Origin of the sequence: Streptomyces sp. NPDC057854 (assembly GCF_042797055.1) — a bacterium.
Classification (GTDB): Bacteria; Actinomycetota; Actinomycetes; order Streptomycetales; family Streptomycetaceae; genus Streptomyces.
The window spans coordinates 37,684-56,638 of the sequence record NZ_JBHVMF010000027.1 but is presented as its reverse complement, the minus strand read 5'-3'; the positions used below and the strand labels follow the sequence as shown (position 1 = coordinate 56,638).

General features: G+C 76.5%; 2 protein-coding genes. Both read left to right on the top strand.

Translation table 11 applies throughout. From position 1 onward, the window contains the following. Positions 1–2: 2 nt before the first annotated feature. Positions 3–9,449 (top strand): amino acid adenylation domain-containing protein, encoded by a 9,447-nt coding sequence (locus ACFVQZ_RS30910; protein ID WP_383628083.1) that lies wholly within the window; start codon positions 3–5, stop codon positions 9,447–9,449. Further along, a complete protein-coding gene (locus ACFVQZ_RS30905; protein WP_383628036.1) occupies positions 9,446–18,940 on the top strand; it encodes an SDR family NAD(P)-dependent oxidoreductase in 9,495 nt (3,164 codons plus the stop codon). The genes ACFVQZ_RS30910 and ACFVQZ_RS30905 overlap by 4 nt, the downstream gene beginning before the upstream one ends. Positions 18,941–18,955 lie beyond the last annotated feature (15 nt).

Below are 18,955 nucleotides of genomic sequence, written 5' to 3'. Positions count from 1 at the left end.
GCATGAACGCCAACTGCTACCTGATCGGCGGCACCCGCGTCCTCACCCAGTGCGGCGCGCGGCTCCTGGACGCCGGTGTGACGATCGAGGGCGTCCTCAGCGACGACCCCGCCGTCGTCGCCTGGGCCGGCGCCCACGACGTGCCCGTGCACGACCCGGCCGGGGACCTGACGGCGCTCCTGTCGGAGCGGCCGTTCGACTACCTGTTCAGCATGGTCAACTTCCGCATCCTGCCGGGAGCCGTCCTCGACCTGCCGAAGATCGCCGCGATCAACTTCCACGACGGCCCGCTGCCCCGCTACTCCGGAAGCCACGTCCCCGCCTGGGCCCTGTACGAGGGCGCGCCGCGCCACGCGGCCACCTGGCACCTGATGACCGAGGCCGTCGACGCCGGCGGCGTGCTCCTGGAGCGCTGGTTCCCCGTCCGCGACCACGCCACCGCCCTCTCCCTCACCTACGAGGCGGCCGAGACGGGCATCGAGCTGTTCGCCGACCTCGTCCCGCACGTCGCCCGGCGCACCCTCCCCGAGGTCCTCGACACCAGCGGCCGCGAGCGCCGCTTCTACCGCCGGTCCGCGCGCATGGCGGGCGGCGGCGTCATCCACTCCGGCACCACCGCCGCCGAGGCCGCACGGCTGGTCAAGGCCCTCGACTACGGCTCCTTCCCCAACCCGCTCGGCGTGGCCGCCCTCGTCACCGAGCAGGGCGCCGTCTACACCCGCCAGGCCCGGCTGATTCCGCGTGACGAGACCCGCACCGAGACCACGGTGCTGTCCGTCACCACCACGGCCATCACCCTGGCCGCCCCCGACGCCGACCTCGTCCTCAGCGACTGGCGGGCCGTCGACGGCAGCACGCTCAGCGGCCAGGCCGCCGCCCAGCGGCTCGGCATCGCCCCCGGCGCCCCGCTCCCGGCCGTCTCGGAGGAGCGGCTGGCCGGCATCGCCGACGCCCAGAAGCTCCTGCGCCCCCACGAGCCGTGGTGGCGCGCCCGCCTGGAGGACGTGCGGCCCGCCCCGCTGGCCGCCGACGACTTCTCCGCGGCCACCGCCCACTACGGGCACTACGAGCTGGCGTACGTCCCCGCCTCGCGCGAGGAGAGCGTCGCCGTCTTCCGCGCCTTCCTCGCGGCCGTCGCCGAGCGCGTCGGCGAGGAGGTCTTCGACTTCGCCTGGTCGCCGTCCGGCGCCCGCGTCCTCGCGGAGCGCACCCACGGCCTGACGGCCGCCCGCTTCCCCGTCCGCTACGACGGCGGGACCGCCCGCACCCTGCGGGAGCGGCTCGACGAGGCCGCCGCCCGCCACGGCTACACCGGCGACCTCGAGGTCCGCCTCGGCCTGGCCGGACGGCCGCTCGGCGCCGACGAGCCGAGCTTCACCCGCGTCATGGTGCTGGAGCGCGCCCCGGGCGAGGAGGCGTCCGCCGACCCCCACACCGAGATCGCCCTGCTGTGCCTCACCGACGGCCCGCCCACGATCTTCGTGCGGGAGACCGCCATGGCCGAGGAGGAGGCGCTGGACTTCGTCGAGCGCGTCGAGGACCTGGCCATGGCGGCGCTGCTCCAGGGCGACGAGCCGCCGACGGGGTCCACCGCCTCCGCCGAGGCCGCCGACTCGGGCGCGGAGACCGTCGGGGAGCTTGTCGAGGAGACCGGCCGCCCGACCGTACTGGACCTCTTCGCCGCCGCGGCCGCGGAGCGGCCCGGAGCCGTCGCCGTCCGCGCCGGGAACCGCACGCTCGACTACGCCGGACTCGACGGCTGGGCGGACGCCGTCGCGGCCCGCTTGCACGACGAGGGCATCGAGCGCGGCTCGGTGGTCGGCGTCCTGCTGGAGCGCGACACCCCGCTGCTCCCCGCCATGCTCGGCATCCTGCGCGCCGGCGCGTCCTTCCTGCCGCTGGACCCGGGCTACCCCGTGGACCGGCTGCGGCGGTACGTGGACGTCTCGGACTGCGAGCTCATCCTCACCGACGCCCGCACCCACGACCTGGGCGCGTCCCTGGGCCCCGCGCGGCGGGTGCCCGAGCCCGACGGGGCGGCCCAGGCCGTACCCCCGCGTGTGACCGCCGCCGACCTGGCGTACACCCTCTTCACCAGCGGCTCGACCGGCGACCCGAAGGGTGTCGAGATCGGACACGGGGCGCTCGCCGACTTCCTCACCGGCATCGGCGGACGCCTGGGCGTCACGGCGGACGACACCGTCCTCGCCCACACCACGGTCGCCTTCGACATCTCCCTGCTGGAACTGCTCCTGCCGCTCACCGTCGGCGCGACGGTCGTCCTCGCCTCCCGCGAGACCGCGGCCGACCCGTACCGGCTGGCCGAGCTGGCGAGCCGGGTCTCCGTGGCCCAGGCCACGCCGAGCCTGTGGCGCCTGCTGCTGGGCACCGGCTGGACCCCGCACGCCTCGCTGACCGTCCTCTCCGGCGGCGAGGCCCTGTCGCCCGCCACCGCCGAGCGGCTGCACGAGCCCGCGCGCGCCCTGTGGAACCTGTACGGCCCCACCGAGGCGACGATCTGGGCCGCGGCCCACCGGGTCGAGTCGGTCGGCACCTTCCTCCCGCTCGGCGAGCCCCTCCCGCACATGGAACTCCATGTCCTCGACGAGGAGCTGAACCCGTGCGCGGCCGGGAGCACCGGCGAGCTGTACCTCTCCGGTACCGGGCTGGCCCGCGGCTACGCCGGACGGCCCGACCTGACGCGGGAGGTCTTCGTCGACCACCCCGCCACCGGGACGCGGCTCTACCGCACCGGGGACGAGGTCCGCCTGCACGCGGACGGCGCGGTCGAGTGGCTCGGCCGCACCGACGCCCAGGTCAAGGTGCGGGGCCACCGCATCGAGCCCGCCGAGATCGAGCGGGTGCTGGAGCGGATCGACGGGGTCACGGCCGCCGTCGTCGTCGCGGCGCGCTTCGAGGGCCGCGGCGAACCGAGGCTCACCGCCTACCTGGTGGGCGACGCCGTGCCGGGCAAGTCGCGGCTCGACGCCCTGGTCGGCGCCGCCCTGCCCGCCTACATGGTGCCGGACGCCTATGTGGACCTCGACGTCCTGCCGCTCACCGACAACGGCAAGGTGGCCCGCGCCAAGCTCCCGCTGCCCACGCGCGACACCATCCTGCGCTCGGGCGAGGAGCCGGAGTCCGGTGCCGCGCCCGAGGCGGGCCCCGAGTCCGCGCCGGAGAAGGCGGCGGCACCGGAGCCCGCGACGGCCGCGGAGCCGGCCGCCGCACCGGTGGCCGAAGCCACCACCGAGTCCGCCGGAGCCACCGAGACCGTCGAGTCCGCCGGAACCGTCGAGTCCGCCGAAACCGGTATGACGGAGGAGGCGCTGGCGCGGACCATCGCGCGGGTCTTCGCGGCCACGCTGGACCACCCCGGCTTCGACGTCCACGCCAACTTCTTCGACCTGGGCGGCGACTCGGTGAACGTCACCGTCGCCGCCGCGCGCCTCGGCGACGAGCTGGGCGCCTCCGTCACCGCCCCCGCCATCTTCGCCTCGGGAACCCCGGTGAAGCTGGCCCGCCTCCTGGGCGCCGAGGGCGTCGTGCCGCTGCGCGACCAGGAGACGGAGACGGCCGTCGAGACGGCGCCCGTCGCCGCCGAGGCCGCCGCCGCGCCCGCCGCGTCCGCGCCGGCCACGCCCGTCACCCCGGCCGCCCGGTCGACCGCACCCGCCACGCCGTCCGCCGCCCCCGTCCCGGCCCCCGCGGCCGCGCGGCCGGCCGACGACGGCGCCCTCGCCGTCATCGGCATGGCGTGCCGGTTCCCCGGCGCGAGCACCCCGGACGAGCTCTGGCAGAACCTCGTCGCCGGCGTGTCCAGCATCGGCGACGCCCCCGAGGGCAAGCGCGGCTGGGCCCACCTGTGGTCCGAGGCGGGCGCCGACGACGTGCGCATGGGCTGGGTCGACGGCGTCGAGTACTTCGACGCCGCCCGCTTCGGGCTCACCGACCGCGAGGCGCGCCGCATGGACCCGCTCCAGCGGATCCTGCTCAGCGTCACCGCCGAGGCCATGGACAGCTGCGGCCGGGACCACACCTCGCTCGGCGCCGCCACCGGCGTCTTCGTCGGCGCCATCGCCAGCGACTTCCCGGAGATCGTGGCCCGCAGCATCGGCCACTCCGACCCGCACGTGGCCACCGGCACGGCCCCCTCCATGGTCGCCAACCGCCTGTCCCACGTCTTCGACTGGTCCGGCCCGAGCTTCGCCGTCGACACGGCCTGCTCGTCGTCCCTCGTCGCCCTGCACGAGGCCGCCATGCACCTGCGGGCCGGCGAGGTCGACGCCGCCGTGGTGGCCGCCGCCAACCTGGTGCTCACCCCGGCCAAGACCCGCTCCTTCACCCGCAACGGCATGCTCTCCCCGCAGGGCGCCTGCCGGGCCTTCGACGACGCCGCCGACGGCTATGTGCGGGGCGAGGGCGCCGGCGCCCTCATCCTCAAGCGGCTCTCCGACGCCGAGCGCGACGGGGACCCGGTCCTCGCCGTCATCCGAGGCACCGCCGTCAATCACACCGGCGGCAGCGCCGGCTTCCTCACCGCGCCGAGCAGGCCGGCCCAGGAAGCCGTGCTGCGCCGGGCGCTGGCCCGCTCCGGGCGCTCCGCCGCCGACATCGGCTACGTCGAGGCGCACGGCACCGGCACCCAGCTCGGCGACCTCATCGAGCTGGAGGCCCTCCACGCGGTCCTCGGCGAGCCCGTCGGCCGCGCGCCGGTCGCGGTGGGCTCCGTGAAGACCAACATCGGCCACCTGGAGCCCGCCGCGGGCATCGCCGGCCTCATCAAGACGGTGCTGGCGCTCCAGGCGGCCCACATCCCGCCGTCCCTGAACTACGAGACCCCGAACCGGTCGTTCGACTTCGACGGCTCCCCGCTGTTCGTGGCCGACCGGCTCCTCCCGTGGGGCCCCGGCCCGCGCGTCGCGGGCGTCAGCAGCTTCGGCTTCGGCGGTGCGAACGCCCACGTCGTGGTCGAGGCAGCACCGGGCACGGAGCAGGGCGGCACGGACTCCGGTCCGCAGCTCCTGGTCCTCTCGGCCGGCTCCGAAGACGCGCTGCGCACCCTCGCCCGCCGGCTCGTGCTCATGCTGCGCTCCGCCTACTGCCCCTCCCTGGAGGCCCTGGCAGAGGCGAGCCGGCTGCGTCCGGCCGGGGTGCACCGGCTGGCGTGCGTCGCGGACAGCGCCGAGCAGCTCCAGGACAAGCTCCAGCTGTTCCTGGCCGGCGTCGAGGACGTGCGCTCCCTCCACGTGGGGGTCGCCTCCACGGCGGCACGCCCGTACGGGCTGCCCACCGCAGCGCCCGCGGACCGCGGCGAACTCGCCGCCGCGGCGCGGGCGTTCGTCGCGGGCGCCGACCTCGCCTCCGAGCCGCGCCGCCGGGCGGGGGTGCGCTTCCCGACCGCGCCGCACGCCGAGAAGTACCTGTGGCTCGAGCCCGCGCAGCAGCAGCCCGCGCCCGCTCCCGCCCGTACGCGCAGCACGTGGACGGACCACCCGGAGGCCGCGGAGCACCTCGTGCTCGGCCGGCCCACCCTGCCGGGCGCCGGCTACCCGGCCAAGGTCGCCGACTTCCTCGGCCAGGACCGCTTCGGGCTGCGCGACCTCACCTTCCGGGCGGCCGTCGAGGCCCCCGCCACGCTCACGGCCGCGCGGGACGGCGACGCCCTCGCCTTCCGCGACGGCTCCGGCGCCCTGGTGTGCACCGCCACCCTGACCGCGCCCGAGCGGCCCGCGCTCGCCGCCCCGCCCGCCGCGCACGGCTTCACCGAGGTCGGGCTCGACGCGATGTACGCCGCGTTCGCCCGCTCCGGGCTGGACTACGGCAGCGGGTTCCGCACGGTGGCGTCCCTGTCGGTCGCCCCCGGCTCCGGGGAGGCCGTGGGCGTCCTGCGCGGCGACGCCGCCGGGATCGTGGACGCCCGGCTCCTGGACGGCGCCTTCCAGGTCGCGCTCGCCGCGTGCGGCGCGCAGGGGCTGTACGTCCCCTTCACCGTCGAGCGGCTCACCGTCCTCGGCCGGCTGCCCGCCACCGCCCGCGTGTACGCCCGGCGCGACCGGGACTCCGGGCCGGGCTCGGGCCTGCTGACCGCCAGTCTGGTCGTCCTCGACGGCGACGAGCCCGTGCTGGAGGCGCGGGGCATCACCTGGAAGCGGCTCTCCGCAGCCCCGTCCGGGCCGGGCGCGGCCGGTGACACCGGCCACGGCCACCGCCCGGCCCCGGCCGCGCCCACCGCTCCGGCCCCGGCGCCGGTGCGGGCCTCGGCCCCGGCCCCCGTGCCCGCCGCCAACGGGCACCTGCCCGGTAGCCGGCCGGGCCGCGCGCTGGAGGCGGCGCTGGCCGAGTGGGTGGCCGCCGCCCTGGAGCTGGACGCCGCCGAACTGGAGACCGACCGCCCGCTGCAGGAGCAGGGCCTCGACTCCATGCTCGCCGTCTCGCTGGCCCAGGACATCCGGGCCCGCCTCGGCGTCGACATCCCGGTGACCCTCGTCCTGGAGGTCGGCACGGTCGACCGCCTCGCGGAGGAGCTGCGCGACGAGTACGGCGTCACCGCCCCGCCCGCCGACGCGACCGGCCTCCCGGCCGGCGCCGACGCGGGCGGGCCGGGCGGCGGGCCGGCGCACGTACCGGCCCCGGACCCGGCGCCGGCCGCCGCGCCCGCCCCGGCCCTGGCCGCCGTGCCCACCGGGGCTCCGGCCCCGGCCCCCGGCCCGGCCGCGGCCCCCGCCGCGCTCGCGGCCGTCCCCGCCGCCCCCGAGGCGGCGGACGCCGACACGCACGACATCGCCGTCATCGGCGTCGACGGGGTGTTCCCCAACGCCGGGAGCACCGACGAGCTGTGGCGGGTCCTGGTGGAGGGCGAGGACTGCCTGACCGAGGTCCCGGCCTCCCGCTGGGACATCGACGCCTACTACGGGACGGACGGCGCCCCCGGCACCGTCTACCTGCGGCGGGCGGGCTTCGTCGAGGGTCTGACCGACTTCGACCCCGGCTTCTTCCGGCTCTCGCCCGCCGAGGCCGAGTGGATCGACCCGCAGCAGCGCCACCTCGTCCAGTCCGCCTGGCGGGCCCTGGAGGACGCGGGCCTCGCGGGCAGGACCCAGCCGGCCACCGGCGTCTTCGTCGGCGCCAGCTACCAGCACTACCGCGACACCGTCGTCGGGGACGTCGTCCAGACGCCCGCCGGCCTGGGCAACCACAACGCGATCCTGGCGAACCGGGTGAGTTTCTTCCTGGATCTGCACGGGCCGAGCATGACGATCGACACGTTGTGCTCGTCGTCGCTGGTGGCGCTGCACACGGCGGTGCGCAGCATGCGCGCCGGGGAGTGCGAGCAGGCCGTCGTCGCCGGCGTGCACCTGGGCATGTCCCCCCAGTACTTCCAGCTCGGCTCCCGCCTGCGCTCGTTCTCCCCGTCCAACGCCCTGCGGCCGTTCGACTCGGGTGCGGACGGGTTCGTGCCGGGTGAGGGTGTGGTGACGGTGGTGCTGAAGCCGTTGCGGGCGGCTCTGCGTGACGGTGACCGGGTGCGCGGTGTGATCAAGGGCACGGCGGTGAACCATGGTGGTCGTACGAGTGGGTTGACGGTGCCGAGCAGTGCGGCGCAGCAGTCGGTGATCTCCGCCGCGCTCGCGGACGCGGGGGTGTCGGTGGAGTCGATCGGCATGGTGGAGGCGCATGGCACGGGGACGAGTCTGGGTGATCCGATCGAGGTCGAGGGGCTGACGCGTGCGTGGCGTGCGCTGACGGATCGTTCGCAGTTCTGTGCGATCGGTTCGCTGAAGGGGAACGTGGGTCATCTGGAGCCGGCGGCTGGTCTGGCGGGTCTGGTGAAGGTGCTGCTGTCGATGGAGCGGGGCGTGGTTCCGCCGTCGCTGCATGTGGTGCGGCCCAACGACCACATCCGTTTCGAGGAGACGCCGTTCTACCTGGCGGACCGGGTCATGGAGTGGCCGCGTCCCGAGGGCGGTCCGCGGCGTGGTGCGGTGAGCGCGTTCGGGATGGGCGGGGTCAACGCCCACGTCATCCTGGAGGAAGCACCCACCGCCCCCGCCCGGGAGGTCGTGGCACAGGAGTCGTACCTCGTCCGCGTGGACGCGGCCGACGAGACCTCCGTCCGGGCGCTGGCGGGGTCCTACGCAGACGCCCTGGCCGAGGTGGACGCCGACCGGCTGGGTGACTTCGCCTTCACGGCCAACACGGGCCGGGCGGAGGGCAGGTTCGGTGCGGTCGTGTCGGGGGGTGACGCGGGTGAGCTCGCGGTCGCGCTGCGGGACGTCGCCTCCGGCACCTCCGCCGTCGCCCGCAAGCGCGGCGGGAACGCGGCGCCCGTGGCCTTCATGTTCACCGGGCAGGGCTCGCAGTACGCGGGCATGGGCCAGGGCCTGTACGCCACCGAGCCCGTGTTCCGGGACGCGCTCGACGAGTGCGCGTCCCTGCTCGCCGGCCACCTCGACGTACCGCTGACGGAGCTGCTGTTCGGCTCGTCGGCTCACCTGCTCGACTCGACCCGGTTGGCTCAGGTGGGGATTGTGGCGGTGCAGGTGGGGTTGGTGCGGTGGTTGGAGTCGGTGGGGGTGCGTGCGGATGTGGTGGTGGGTCACAGTCTGGGTGAGTTGACGGCTGCGTGGGCTGCGGGTGTGGTGGGTCTGGGGGATCTGCTGCGTCTGGCGGTGGTGCGGGGTCGGTTGATGGAGTCGCAGCCGGGTGAGGGTGCGATGGCGGCGGTGCACGGGGATGTGGACGCGGTCCTGGAGGTGCTGCGGGCGTTTCCCGGTGTGGAGGTGGCGGCGTTCAACTCGCCGAGGGTGGTGACGGTTTCGGGTCCGGCGGGTGTGGTGGCGCGGTTCCGTGAGGAGTCGGGTCTGCGGTCGCAGCCGTTGGTGGTGAGCCACGCTTTTCATTCGGCTTTGATGGAGGGTGCGGTTGCGCCGTTCGCCGAGGCGGTGTCGGGGGTGGTGTTGTCGGCTCCTTCGGTGGCGTTCGCTTCGTCGGTGTCGGGTGGGTGGCATACGGCGGAGTCGGCGGTGGATCCGGGGCATTGGGCGCGGGGGATTCGTGAGCCTGTGCGGTTCTCGGAGGCTGTCGCGTTGGTGGGTTCGGTGGGTGCGGGTGTGGTGTGGGAGATCGGTTCCCAGCCGCAGTTGACGTCGTTGGCGCGGGCGTCGTGGCGGGGGGGTGAGCCGGTGTGGTTGACCACGCTGCGGCGTGATCGTGTCGACCAGGCCGAGGTGCATGGCGCGCTCGCCGCTTACGCGAACACCGGGTCGGGAGCTGTGGACTGGGCCGGTGTGCATGCCGGCAAGGGCCATCGGACGACGACCCTGCCGACCTACCCCTTCAACCGGCAGGACCTGGTGGCGCCCCCGGCCCGCCGCGAACGAGCGGCGAGCACCCTGGGCCACCCGCTCTTCGACCGTCATTACGAGCACCGGAGCGAGGGACAGTGACGCATCCCGCCGAGACGTACGAGAAGACCTTCACGGGCCACGAGCCCTTCATCGCCCAGCACCGCTCCGCGGGGACCGGGCTGCTGCCCGCCGCCGTGCAGCTGGAGATGGCGCTCGTCGGCGTTGCGAGGCGCCGGCCGTTCGCTCCCCTGGAGCTGACCGGCGTGTCGTTCCTCCGCCCGCTGATGATCGCCGACCGGGCCACCGCGCCGGTCCGCCTCGACGTGACCCCCGGCACCGACCGGACCCGCTTCGAGCTGACCACCGTCGCGGCCGGCAGCCGCAAGCAGCTGTCGACCGGCGCCGGACGGTTCCTCCCGGCGGACGCGCGGCCCCCGCGCGCCGACGCGGAGCACGGGCCCGCCGCCCGGGACATCGCTCCGGACCGGCTCTACACCGGCTGGGAGCGCGAGGGACTCCAGTACGGTCCCGACTTCCGCACCGTCCGCACGCTGTCCGTCGGCGACGGCGGAACGGCCCGCGCCACCCTGCGGTCCGACGCCGAACCGATGCCCTGGTACGCCCACCCGCTGCTGGTGGACGGCGTCTTCCAGGTCGTCAGCTGCGCCCTGCAGGACCTGACGGGCGAGGACGGCCCGTATCCCATGCTGCCGATCGGCGTGGAGCGGCTCGCCCTCTTCACCGACCTGTCGGCGCTGACGGGAGAGGTCACCGTCTACGTCCGCCGCACGAGCGACGACGGTGCCTACGCCACCGCCGACGCGCTGCTGCTGGGCCCCGCCGGTGACGTCCTCGCCCAGTTCCAGGGCGTGCGGATGCGGCGTACGACCACCGTGACGCGCACGCCCGGCGCGGCGGCCTCGACGGCCGCCGCCTCGCCGGCCTCCGCCACGGAGGCCGGCGGGGCGCGGACCCCCGACCCGGCCGCCGTCCGGCGGGAGCCGCTGCCCGTCTCCCGCATCGACTGGCGCCCCGAGGAGGGCGACGCCGCCCGCCGCGAGGCGGCGACCGGCACCTGGGTGGTCCTCCACCACGGCCCGGCCGACCGCCTCGGCACCGGCGCCGCCGAGGCGCTGCGCGCCGACGGCGCCCGCGTCGTGGAGGTCGCCGCGGGCCCGGCCGCGTCGACGGACGGCGCCTACGGCCCCGACCGGCTGACGCTGGAGCGGCTCGACCCGGACGCCTTCCGGGCGCTGTGGGAGCAGGTCGGCGACCCCGTCGCGGGCGTGGTCCACCTGTGGAACGCCGACGGCCCGGCCGACGGCGGCCGGGGCGAGGAGGAGGAGCTGGGCCTCGGCCTGTACGCCTGCCTCGCCGCCCTGCGGACCCTCGGCGAGCGGCAGCGCAAGTCCCGCTTCCTCGTCGTGACCCGCGACGGCCAGCCCGTCGCCGACGGCGACCGGCCGGTCCCCGCCCGCGCCGCCCTGTGGGGCCTGATGCGCACCGCCGCCATCGAGTACCCCGGCCTGCGCCCGCGCGTCGTCGACCTCGGCGGCGCCCCCGGCACCCTGCTGCCCGCCCTCGTGGCGGAACTCGGCGACGCCCGCGGGCCCGTCGAGACCGGCTACCGCGACGGCGTCCGGCACGTGCCCGTCCGGGTGCGCGACCGCTCGGCGTACACCCCGCCGCGCCCCGCCGGGCAGGGCCCCATCCGGCCCGGCGGACGCTACCTCGTCCTGGGCGGCCACGGCGGCCTGGGCCTGGAGGTGGCCGAGCGCTTCGCCCGCGAGGGCGCCGGCGTCATCGCGCTGGTCTCCCGCTCCGGCGGGAACCCCGGCTCCGACGAGCGGGCCGCCGCCCTCGCCGCCCATGGCTGCCTGGCCGTCTCCTACAGCGCCGACATCACCGCCCCCGGCGCCCTGACGGCCCTGGTGGAGCGGATGCGCCGGGAGCACGGCGAGGTGCACGGCGTCATCCACGCCGCGGGCACCCTCAAGGACGGGCTGATCCGCAGCGCCACCGCCGAGGACGTCGCGGCCGTGATGCGGCCCAAGGCCGACGGGGTACGCGAGCTGGCCGCCGCCGTCGCCGGGCTGGACCTGGACTTCGCGGTGCTGTTCGCCTCCGTCTCCGGCACCTTCGGCAACCTCGGGCAGGGCGGCTACGCCGCCGCCAACACCTACCTCGACGGCTACGCCCACGCGCACGGCGCGCCGTGGCTCAGCGTCGACTGGGGCCTGTGGGGCGAGGTCGGCATGGGCACCGCCGTCGCGGACCAGCTCCGGGCGCGCGGCGTCCGGCCGCTGACCACCGCCGAGGGCCTGGACGCCCTCATGGCCGTCCTGGGGACGGAGCGGCCCGCTCGGCAGCTCGTCATCGCCCACCCGGACGCCGGCACCGAGATCGTCGAGCTGGACGACCCGGAGGTCCGTGCCGGTTCCGCCCCGGCCTCCGCCGCCGCACCCGCGGGGGGCGGCGCCGCCGTCTCCGGGCAGGCGGGGGGTGCCGACGGCGCCGGTGCGGGCGCCGAGGACGCCGTGGAGCGCGTCGCCGACGCACTGGCGGCGTTCCTCGTGGAACGGCTGGGGGTCGCGTCCCTCGACCGCGAGGCGCCCCTGTCGGAGTACGGCATGAGCTCGATCATGAGCGTCGAGCTGTCCGAGGCGCTGTCCCGCCGATGGGGCGTCAGCCTCCCGGCCACGCTCTTCCTGGAGTACGGCGCCTTCGACGAACTGGCGGAGGCGCTGACCGAGCGCTACGGCGCGGCGGCGGCCCTGCCGGAGCCGGCCGGGGGCGAGACCCCCGGGGCGGCGGCCGAGACCGCCGCTGAGGCGACCCGGCCCGCCGGGTTTGCCGAGGACACCGGGTCCGCCCGGTCCGCCGAGTCCGCCCTCTCCGAGGGCGCGGCCCGGTCCGAAGCCGGTCCCGCGACCACTCCCGAGGCCGTCCCCGCCCCCGCCGCCCCGCGCCGCCCCCGGCGCCCGGCGCCCGGCGGACGCGACCTGGACATCGCCGTCGTCGCCGTGTCCGGCGACCTCCCCGGCGCGCCCGGCGGCGTGGCGGAGCTGTGGCCGCTGCTGCGCGCGGGCGGCCACGCCTTCACCGACGTACCCGCCGAACGCTGGGACGTCGACGCCCACTACGAGCAGCGCGGGCCCCGCATGACGGGCACGTACTGCCGCAAGGGCGCCTTCCTCTCCGGCGCCGACCGGTTCGACCCGGCCTTCTTCGGCATCTCCGTGCGCGAGGCCGAGGAGATGGACGTCCAGCAGAAGCTGCTGCTGGAGCACGCCTGGGCGGTGCGGGACGACGCCGGCCTCGCCGGCCGCCGCGACATCGGCGTCTTCGTCGGCGCGACCTACACCCACCACCGCGACACGCGGGGACTGGAGACCGTGGGCCCGCACACCGCGCTCGGCTCCATGAACGCGGTGCTCGCCAACCGGATCTCCTACGTCCTCGACCTCACCGGCCCCTCACAGACCGTGGACACCCTCTGCTCGTCCTCGCTCGTCGCGCTCCAGCAGGCGGTCGCCGCGCTCCGCGCCGGCCACTGCGGCGCCGCGATCGTGGCGGCCTGCCAGGTCGGCCTGACCCCGTGGTACTACCGCAGCCTCAGCCAGCTCGGCGCCCTGTCGGAGGGCCTGCCGAAGCCCTTCGACGAGCACGCGGACGGCTTCCTGCCCGGCGAGGGAGCCCTCGCCGTCCTGCTGAAGCCGCTCGCGGACGCGGAGCGCGACGGCGACCTGATCTGGGGCGTCGTCCGGGGCACGGCCGTCAACCACGGCGGACGCGGCAGCGCCCTGCCCGTGCCCCGCAGCGAGGCCCAGGCGGCCGTCGTCCGCGCGGCGCTGGACGACGCCGGGCTCGCCCCGGCCGACATCTCCCTCATCGAGACCCACGGCACCGCGACCCGGCTCGGCGACCCCATCGAGATCGCCGCCCTCACCGAGGTGTTCGGCGGCGACCCCGACCGCGAGGGTCCGTGCCACCTCGGCGCCGTCAAGGGCAACATCGGGCACCTGGAGCCCGCCGCCGGGCTCGCCGGACTCGTCAAGGCCCTGCTGTGCCTGCGGCACGGGGAGATCCCCCCGGTCGCCGGGTTCGAGAAGCCCAGCAGCCACCTCGACCTGTCCACCGGGCCGTTCGAGATCCCGACCGAGCCCCGCCCGTGGACCTCGGCAGGGCCGCGACGCTTCGGCGTCAGCTCCTTCGGCATGGGCGGCACCAACGCCCACGTCGTCGTCGAGGAGTACGTCGGAGGCGACCGCTCCGGCGGGACCGGCGGCGGACCGGCCGCCGAGGCCGCCCACGCGGACGGCGCCCCGGGCGAGCACCTGCTCGTCCTCTCCGGCCACACCCCGGAGGCCCTGCTGCGGCGCATCGCGGACACGCGGGCCCTGCTACGCGGGGAGACCGCCTCCGTCCTGCGGGAACTGTGCCGTTCCAGCGCCGTCGGACGCGACCACCGGGCGTACCGGATCGCCGTGCTCGGCGGCGACGCCGAGGAGATCGGCGCCGGACTGGACCACGCCCTGCGGCTCGCGGACCGGGCTCCCGGCACCGTCGTGCGCGGCTCCGCCGTGGTGGAGAGCGCGACGGCCGGGCTCGGCGTCCACGCCCTGCGCCACGCCGGGGGCAAGGCCGTCGACTGGGCGTCCGTGTACCCGGACCCGGCGGTACGCCGCCGGCCGCTGCCGCCTTACCCGTTCGGCGCGGCCGCCAGCACCACGGCCGCCACCGTCACCGCCGCCACCACGCCCTCGGGCACGTCGGCCGCGGCCCGTGGCGAGGACGTGGCCGAGGCGGTGCGCAGGCTCTCGCGCGCACACCGCGTGCTCGGCGAGGACACCGTGCCCGGCGCCGTGCCCCTCGCCCTCGGACTGCGGGCGGCCGGCGAACTGCGCGCTGTCGCCTTCACCGGCCGGGGGAGCGGCCCGCACGCGCTGACCAGCGACCTGGACGAGCCGGGCCGCACCGGTCCGGCCGCCTTCCGGCACGCCGGCCGCACCATCGCGCGGCTCACCACCGGCGCCGCCCAGGCCGGGCCCGCGCCCGCCCCGGCGGACCTGGACGCCCTGCGCGCGGAACTGGGCCGCGACCTGGCACCCGCGGGCCTCTACGCCTGGTTCGCCGCCAAGGGCATGGAGCTGACGGCCCCGCTGCAGTCGATCGCCGAGGTCCACTACGGCCCCCGCCGGGTCCTGGCCCGCGTCGGCATCCCGGCCGGCGGCCCCCTGGAGGCCGAGGTGGCGGCGCTCGACGCCGCCCTCCAGGCCATGGCGGTGCTCACGCTCGCCGACCCCGAGGCACCGACCGGCACCTTCCTGCCGGTCTCCATCGACCGGGCGGCGCGCTGGGGCGACCCCGCGCGTACCGCGTTCGTGCTGCTGGACGGTGCCGAACCGGGCGCCGACGGCGTACGGCGCGGTGACGCCAGCCTGCTGGCGGCCGACGGCCGGGTCCTGGTCCGCCTCGACGGCGTCGAGTACCGGACGGTGACCGGCAACACCACGGGCGGGAGCACGTCCTCCACGGCAACCGGCAGCGCCGCCGGCGCCACCGCCACCGGCACCGGCGCCCCCGCCGACGCGCCCGCGCCCCGCTCGGCGCGGCTCGCGGCGGCCGAGGCGGCCGTCGTCGAGGTGGTGCGGGCGGCCCTGCACGACCCCCGGATCACCGCGACCACCTCGCTGTCCGCCGTCGGCATCGACTCCATGCTCGCGACGGCCGTCGCCGCCGACCTGGACGAGCGGTACGGGGTGCCGCTCAGCCCGACGGACGTCCTGGACGCCGCCGACTGCCGCACCCTCGCCGCCCACGTCGCCGAACTGGCCCCGGAGGACGCCTTCGGCCGGCCCGGGGCCGAGGCCGCGCCCGCCGCCGGAGCCGCGCCGCGTGCCACCGTCCAGGCCGCCGACCCGGCCGCGCTCTACGGCGCGGACCCCGGCGAGGCCGCCTCCGCCGACGACGTGGCCGTGATCGGGATGGCCGTGGCCCTGCCCGGCGCCACGGACCCGCAGGGCCTGTGGGACGTGCTGGCCGGGTCGGGCGACCTGGTCGGCCCCGCGCCGGCACGCCGCTGGGGCCGGTACGCCGACGGGCGGGAGCCGGACATGGGCGGGTTCCTCGACGGCGTCGAGGAGTTCGACGCCCGGTTCTTCGACTTCTTCCCCAAGCAGGCCGAGGCGCTCGACCCGCAGGCCCGCTGGCTGCTCCGCACCACCTGGGAGGCGGTGGAGTCGGCCGGCCTGCCGCCGCGCGGACTGATCCCTGCCACCGGCGTGTTCGTCGGGGCCAGCTACCAGCACTACAAGGACTACAACCTCTCCCCGGAGCTGGACGCCCCGGCGGGTCTGGGCAACCACAACGCCTTCCTGGCGAACCGGGTGAGTTTCTTCCTGGATCTGCACGGGCCGAGCATGACGATCGACACGCTGTGCTCGTCGTCGCTGGTGGCGCTGCACACGGCGGTGCGCAGCATCCGCGCGGGGGAGTGCGAGCAGGCCCTCGTCGCCGGTGTCCGGGTCGCCATGTCCCCGCTGCACTACGTCGCCATGCGGAACCTGCGCGCCCTGTCGCCCTCCGGCCGCTCGCGGCCGTTCGACTCGGGTGCGGACGGGTTCGTGCCGGGTGAGGGTGTGGTGACGGTGGTGCTGAAGCCGTTGCGGGCGGCTCTGCGTGACGGTGACCGGGTGCGCGGTGTGATCAAGGGCACGGCGGTGAACCATGGTGGTCGTACGAGTGGGTTGACGGTGCCGAGCAGTGCGGCGCAGCAGTCGGTGATCTCCGCCGCGCTTGCGGACGCGGGGGTGTCGGTGGAGTCGATCGGCATGGTGGAGGCGCATGGTACGGGGACGAGTCTGGGTGATCCGATCGAGGTCGAGGGGCTGACGCGTGCGTGGCGTGCGCTGACGGATCGTTCGCAGTTCTGTGCGATCGGTTCGCTGAAGGGGAACGTGGGTCATCTGGAGCCGGCGGCTGGTCTGGCGGGTCTGGTGAAGGTGCTGCTGTCGATGGAGCGGGGCGTGGTTCCGCCGTCGCTGCATGTGGTGCGGCCCAATGACCACATCCGTTTCGAGGAGACGCCGTTCTTCCTGGCGGACCGGGTCATGGAGTGGCCGCGTCCCGAGGGCGGTCCGCGGCGTGGTGCGGTGAGCGCGTTCGGGATGGGCGGGGTCAACGCCCACGTCATCCTGGAGGAAGCACCCACCGCCCCCGCCCGGGACGTACCCGTCCCGGAGTCGTTCGTGGTGCGCGTCACCGGCGCGGACGAGACGGCCGTACGGACACTGGCCGCCGCGTACGCCGCCCGCTTCGAGACGGCGCGCGACGCCGCCGAGACCGCCGACCTGTGCCACACCGCCAACACCGGCCGGTCCGCACTCGAGTTCCAGACCGCCGTGCACGGACGCTCGGCGGCGGACCTCGCGGCGGCGCTCCGCTCCGTCGCGGACGGGTCCCTGCCCGTCGCCCGCGTCGACATCGACCTCACCGCCGACGCGGCGGCGGCCCTCAGCGGGACCACCGCCGCCCCCGGCCGCCCGGCCGGCGCGGCGGAGCTGGCCAGGGCCGGGTACGCGCACGTCGACTGGGCCGGGCTGTCCCCCGCGGGAGCCCGCGTCACGGACCTGCCCACCTACCCGTTCGCCGGGACCCCGTTCTGGCGCGGCCCCGAGGAGGCCGAGCACCCCGACCACGCCGCGACCCCGGCGCGCGACGGGCGGCCGGGCACACCGGCCGTACGGGTCCGGTGGCACGCCCGCGCCCTGACCCCGGCGACCTCCGCCGGACCGGCGACGGTGAGCCTGGCCGCCGCCGACCCCGCCCTCGGGCAGGCCCTGACCGGGCTGCTGCGGGACCGGGGCGTGACCGTCGTCGCGCCCGGCGCGCCCGCCGACGCCGCCCTCGTGGTCGGCGCCCGGGACACCCGCCTCGCGGACCCCGCCGAGATCGGCGCGTTCTGGGCGGAGCTGGGCGACCTGATGAGGACGCTGCCGCAGCGTGCCGGTGTGCTCTGGGCCTCGTTCGGCGGGGTGGATCTCCACTCCGCCGCCCGGACCGGTCACGCCGCGCAGGACTCGCCCGCCGCGCACGGCGGCGGCGCCGGTCTGGACCCGGTCCGGGCCGCGACCGCCATGGCCGTACGGGCCGCGGGCGCCGAGGGCCGCCGGCCCACCGCCGTCGTCCACCTGGACCCCGCCGACCCGGCCGCCGCCCAGGCCGCCCACCTGGCCGCCGAGCTCGCCGCACTGGCGTCCGGCGCCCCGGAAGGCCCCTCCGGTGCCGACCCGGCCGACGCGGGGACCACCGTCGCCGCCTACCGGAAGGGCGTCCGCTACGTCCCGGAGACCGCGCCCGCCCGGCCCGGCCGCCCGTACTCCCTCCCGGACGAGGGCTACTGCCTGGTCACCGGGGGACTCGGAGCCGTCGGGCTGCGGCTGACCGAGCGTCTCGTCGCGCGAGGCGCCCGGCGCGTCGCCGTCGTCGGCCGGTCGGCCCTCGACGCCACCCGCGCGCAGGCGCTGCGGGAGCTGGCGGACGGCGGCGCCGAGGTCGAGTACCTGCCGTGCGACGTCTCCGACCCGGCGGCCCTCGCCGCCGTCGCGGACCGGCTCGGCCGGCGCTGGGGCCGGCTCGTCGGCGTGGTGCACGCCTCCGGCCGGGTCAACCCCTTCGGGGCGATGCACCGCCGCCCCTGGAGCGACGCCGAGAAGGTGCTCGCGCCCAAGGTGGCCGGCTCGCTGCACGTCGTCCGCCTGGCCAAGGAGCGGCGCGCCGACTTCGCCGTCCTCGTCTCCTCCATCGCCGGCACCCAGGCCCTGGCGGGCCGCGGACTGGTCGACTACAGCCTCGCCAACGCCTTCCAGCTGGCGCTCGCCGAGCGGGAGGACGACGAGGTCACCGCGGTCACCGCGCACGCCTGGCCGGACTGGACGGGCATCGGGATGAAGGCCGACGAAACCTTCTCCGCCGCGTACTCGGTCGGCGCCGAGGAAGCGCTCGACGCGTTCATCGACCACCTGCGGTCGGGCGGCGCCGTCGTCTTCCCCGGCACCGCGCCCGCCACGGCGGGGGAGCGGCCCGCGGCCACCGCCGCGCCGGTCGTCCCGGCCGCGGTACCGGCCGCGCCCGCCGCCGCCCCGGCCATCGCCCCCGCCGGGGCCGGGACGGAGGCGGCGGGAGCCCGCCGGGACACCACCGCCATGCGCGCCCGCGTCCGGGACGCCTTCCTCCACGTGCTGGGGGAGGACCCCGGTGACCGGCCCCTCCAGGGGCTCGGCCTGGACTCCCTGATGATCGCCGAACTGACCACCGCCCTCGAACGGGGCGGCGGCCTCACCGTCGACCCGTCCCTCCTCATGCGGGCCCGTACGGCCGACGGCATCGCGGCCGAACTCGCCGCCCTCGCCGGACCCGCCGATCCGGCCGTACCCGCCGGTCCTCCGGCGCCCACGGCCCCGCCCGCGCCCGCACCCACGGCGCACACCTCCGCGCCCGACCACGACGGGACCGCCGGCTCCGCCCTCAGCGCCCTGCTGCGCCCCCTGCTCGACCGCGACGGCGGACGCGGGGTGGTCCGCGCATGACCGGCGAGCGACACG

Bases quoted from the DNA above. Each gene is read 5' to 3' on its own strand.
- ACFVQZ_RS30910 (WP_383628083.1), top strand. From the start codon at position 3: ATGAACGCCAACTGCTACCTGATCGGCGGCACCCGCGTCCTCACCCAG.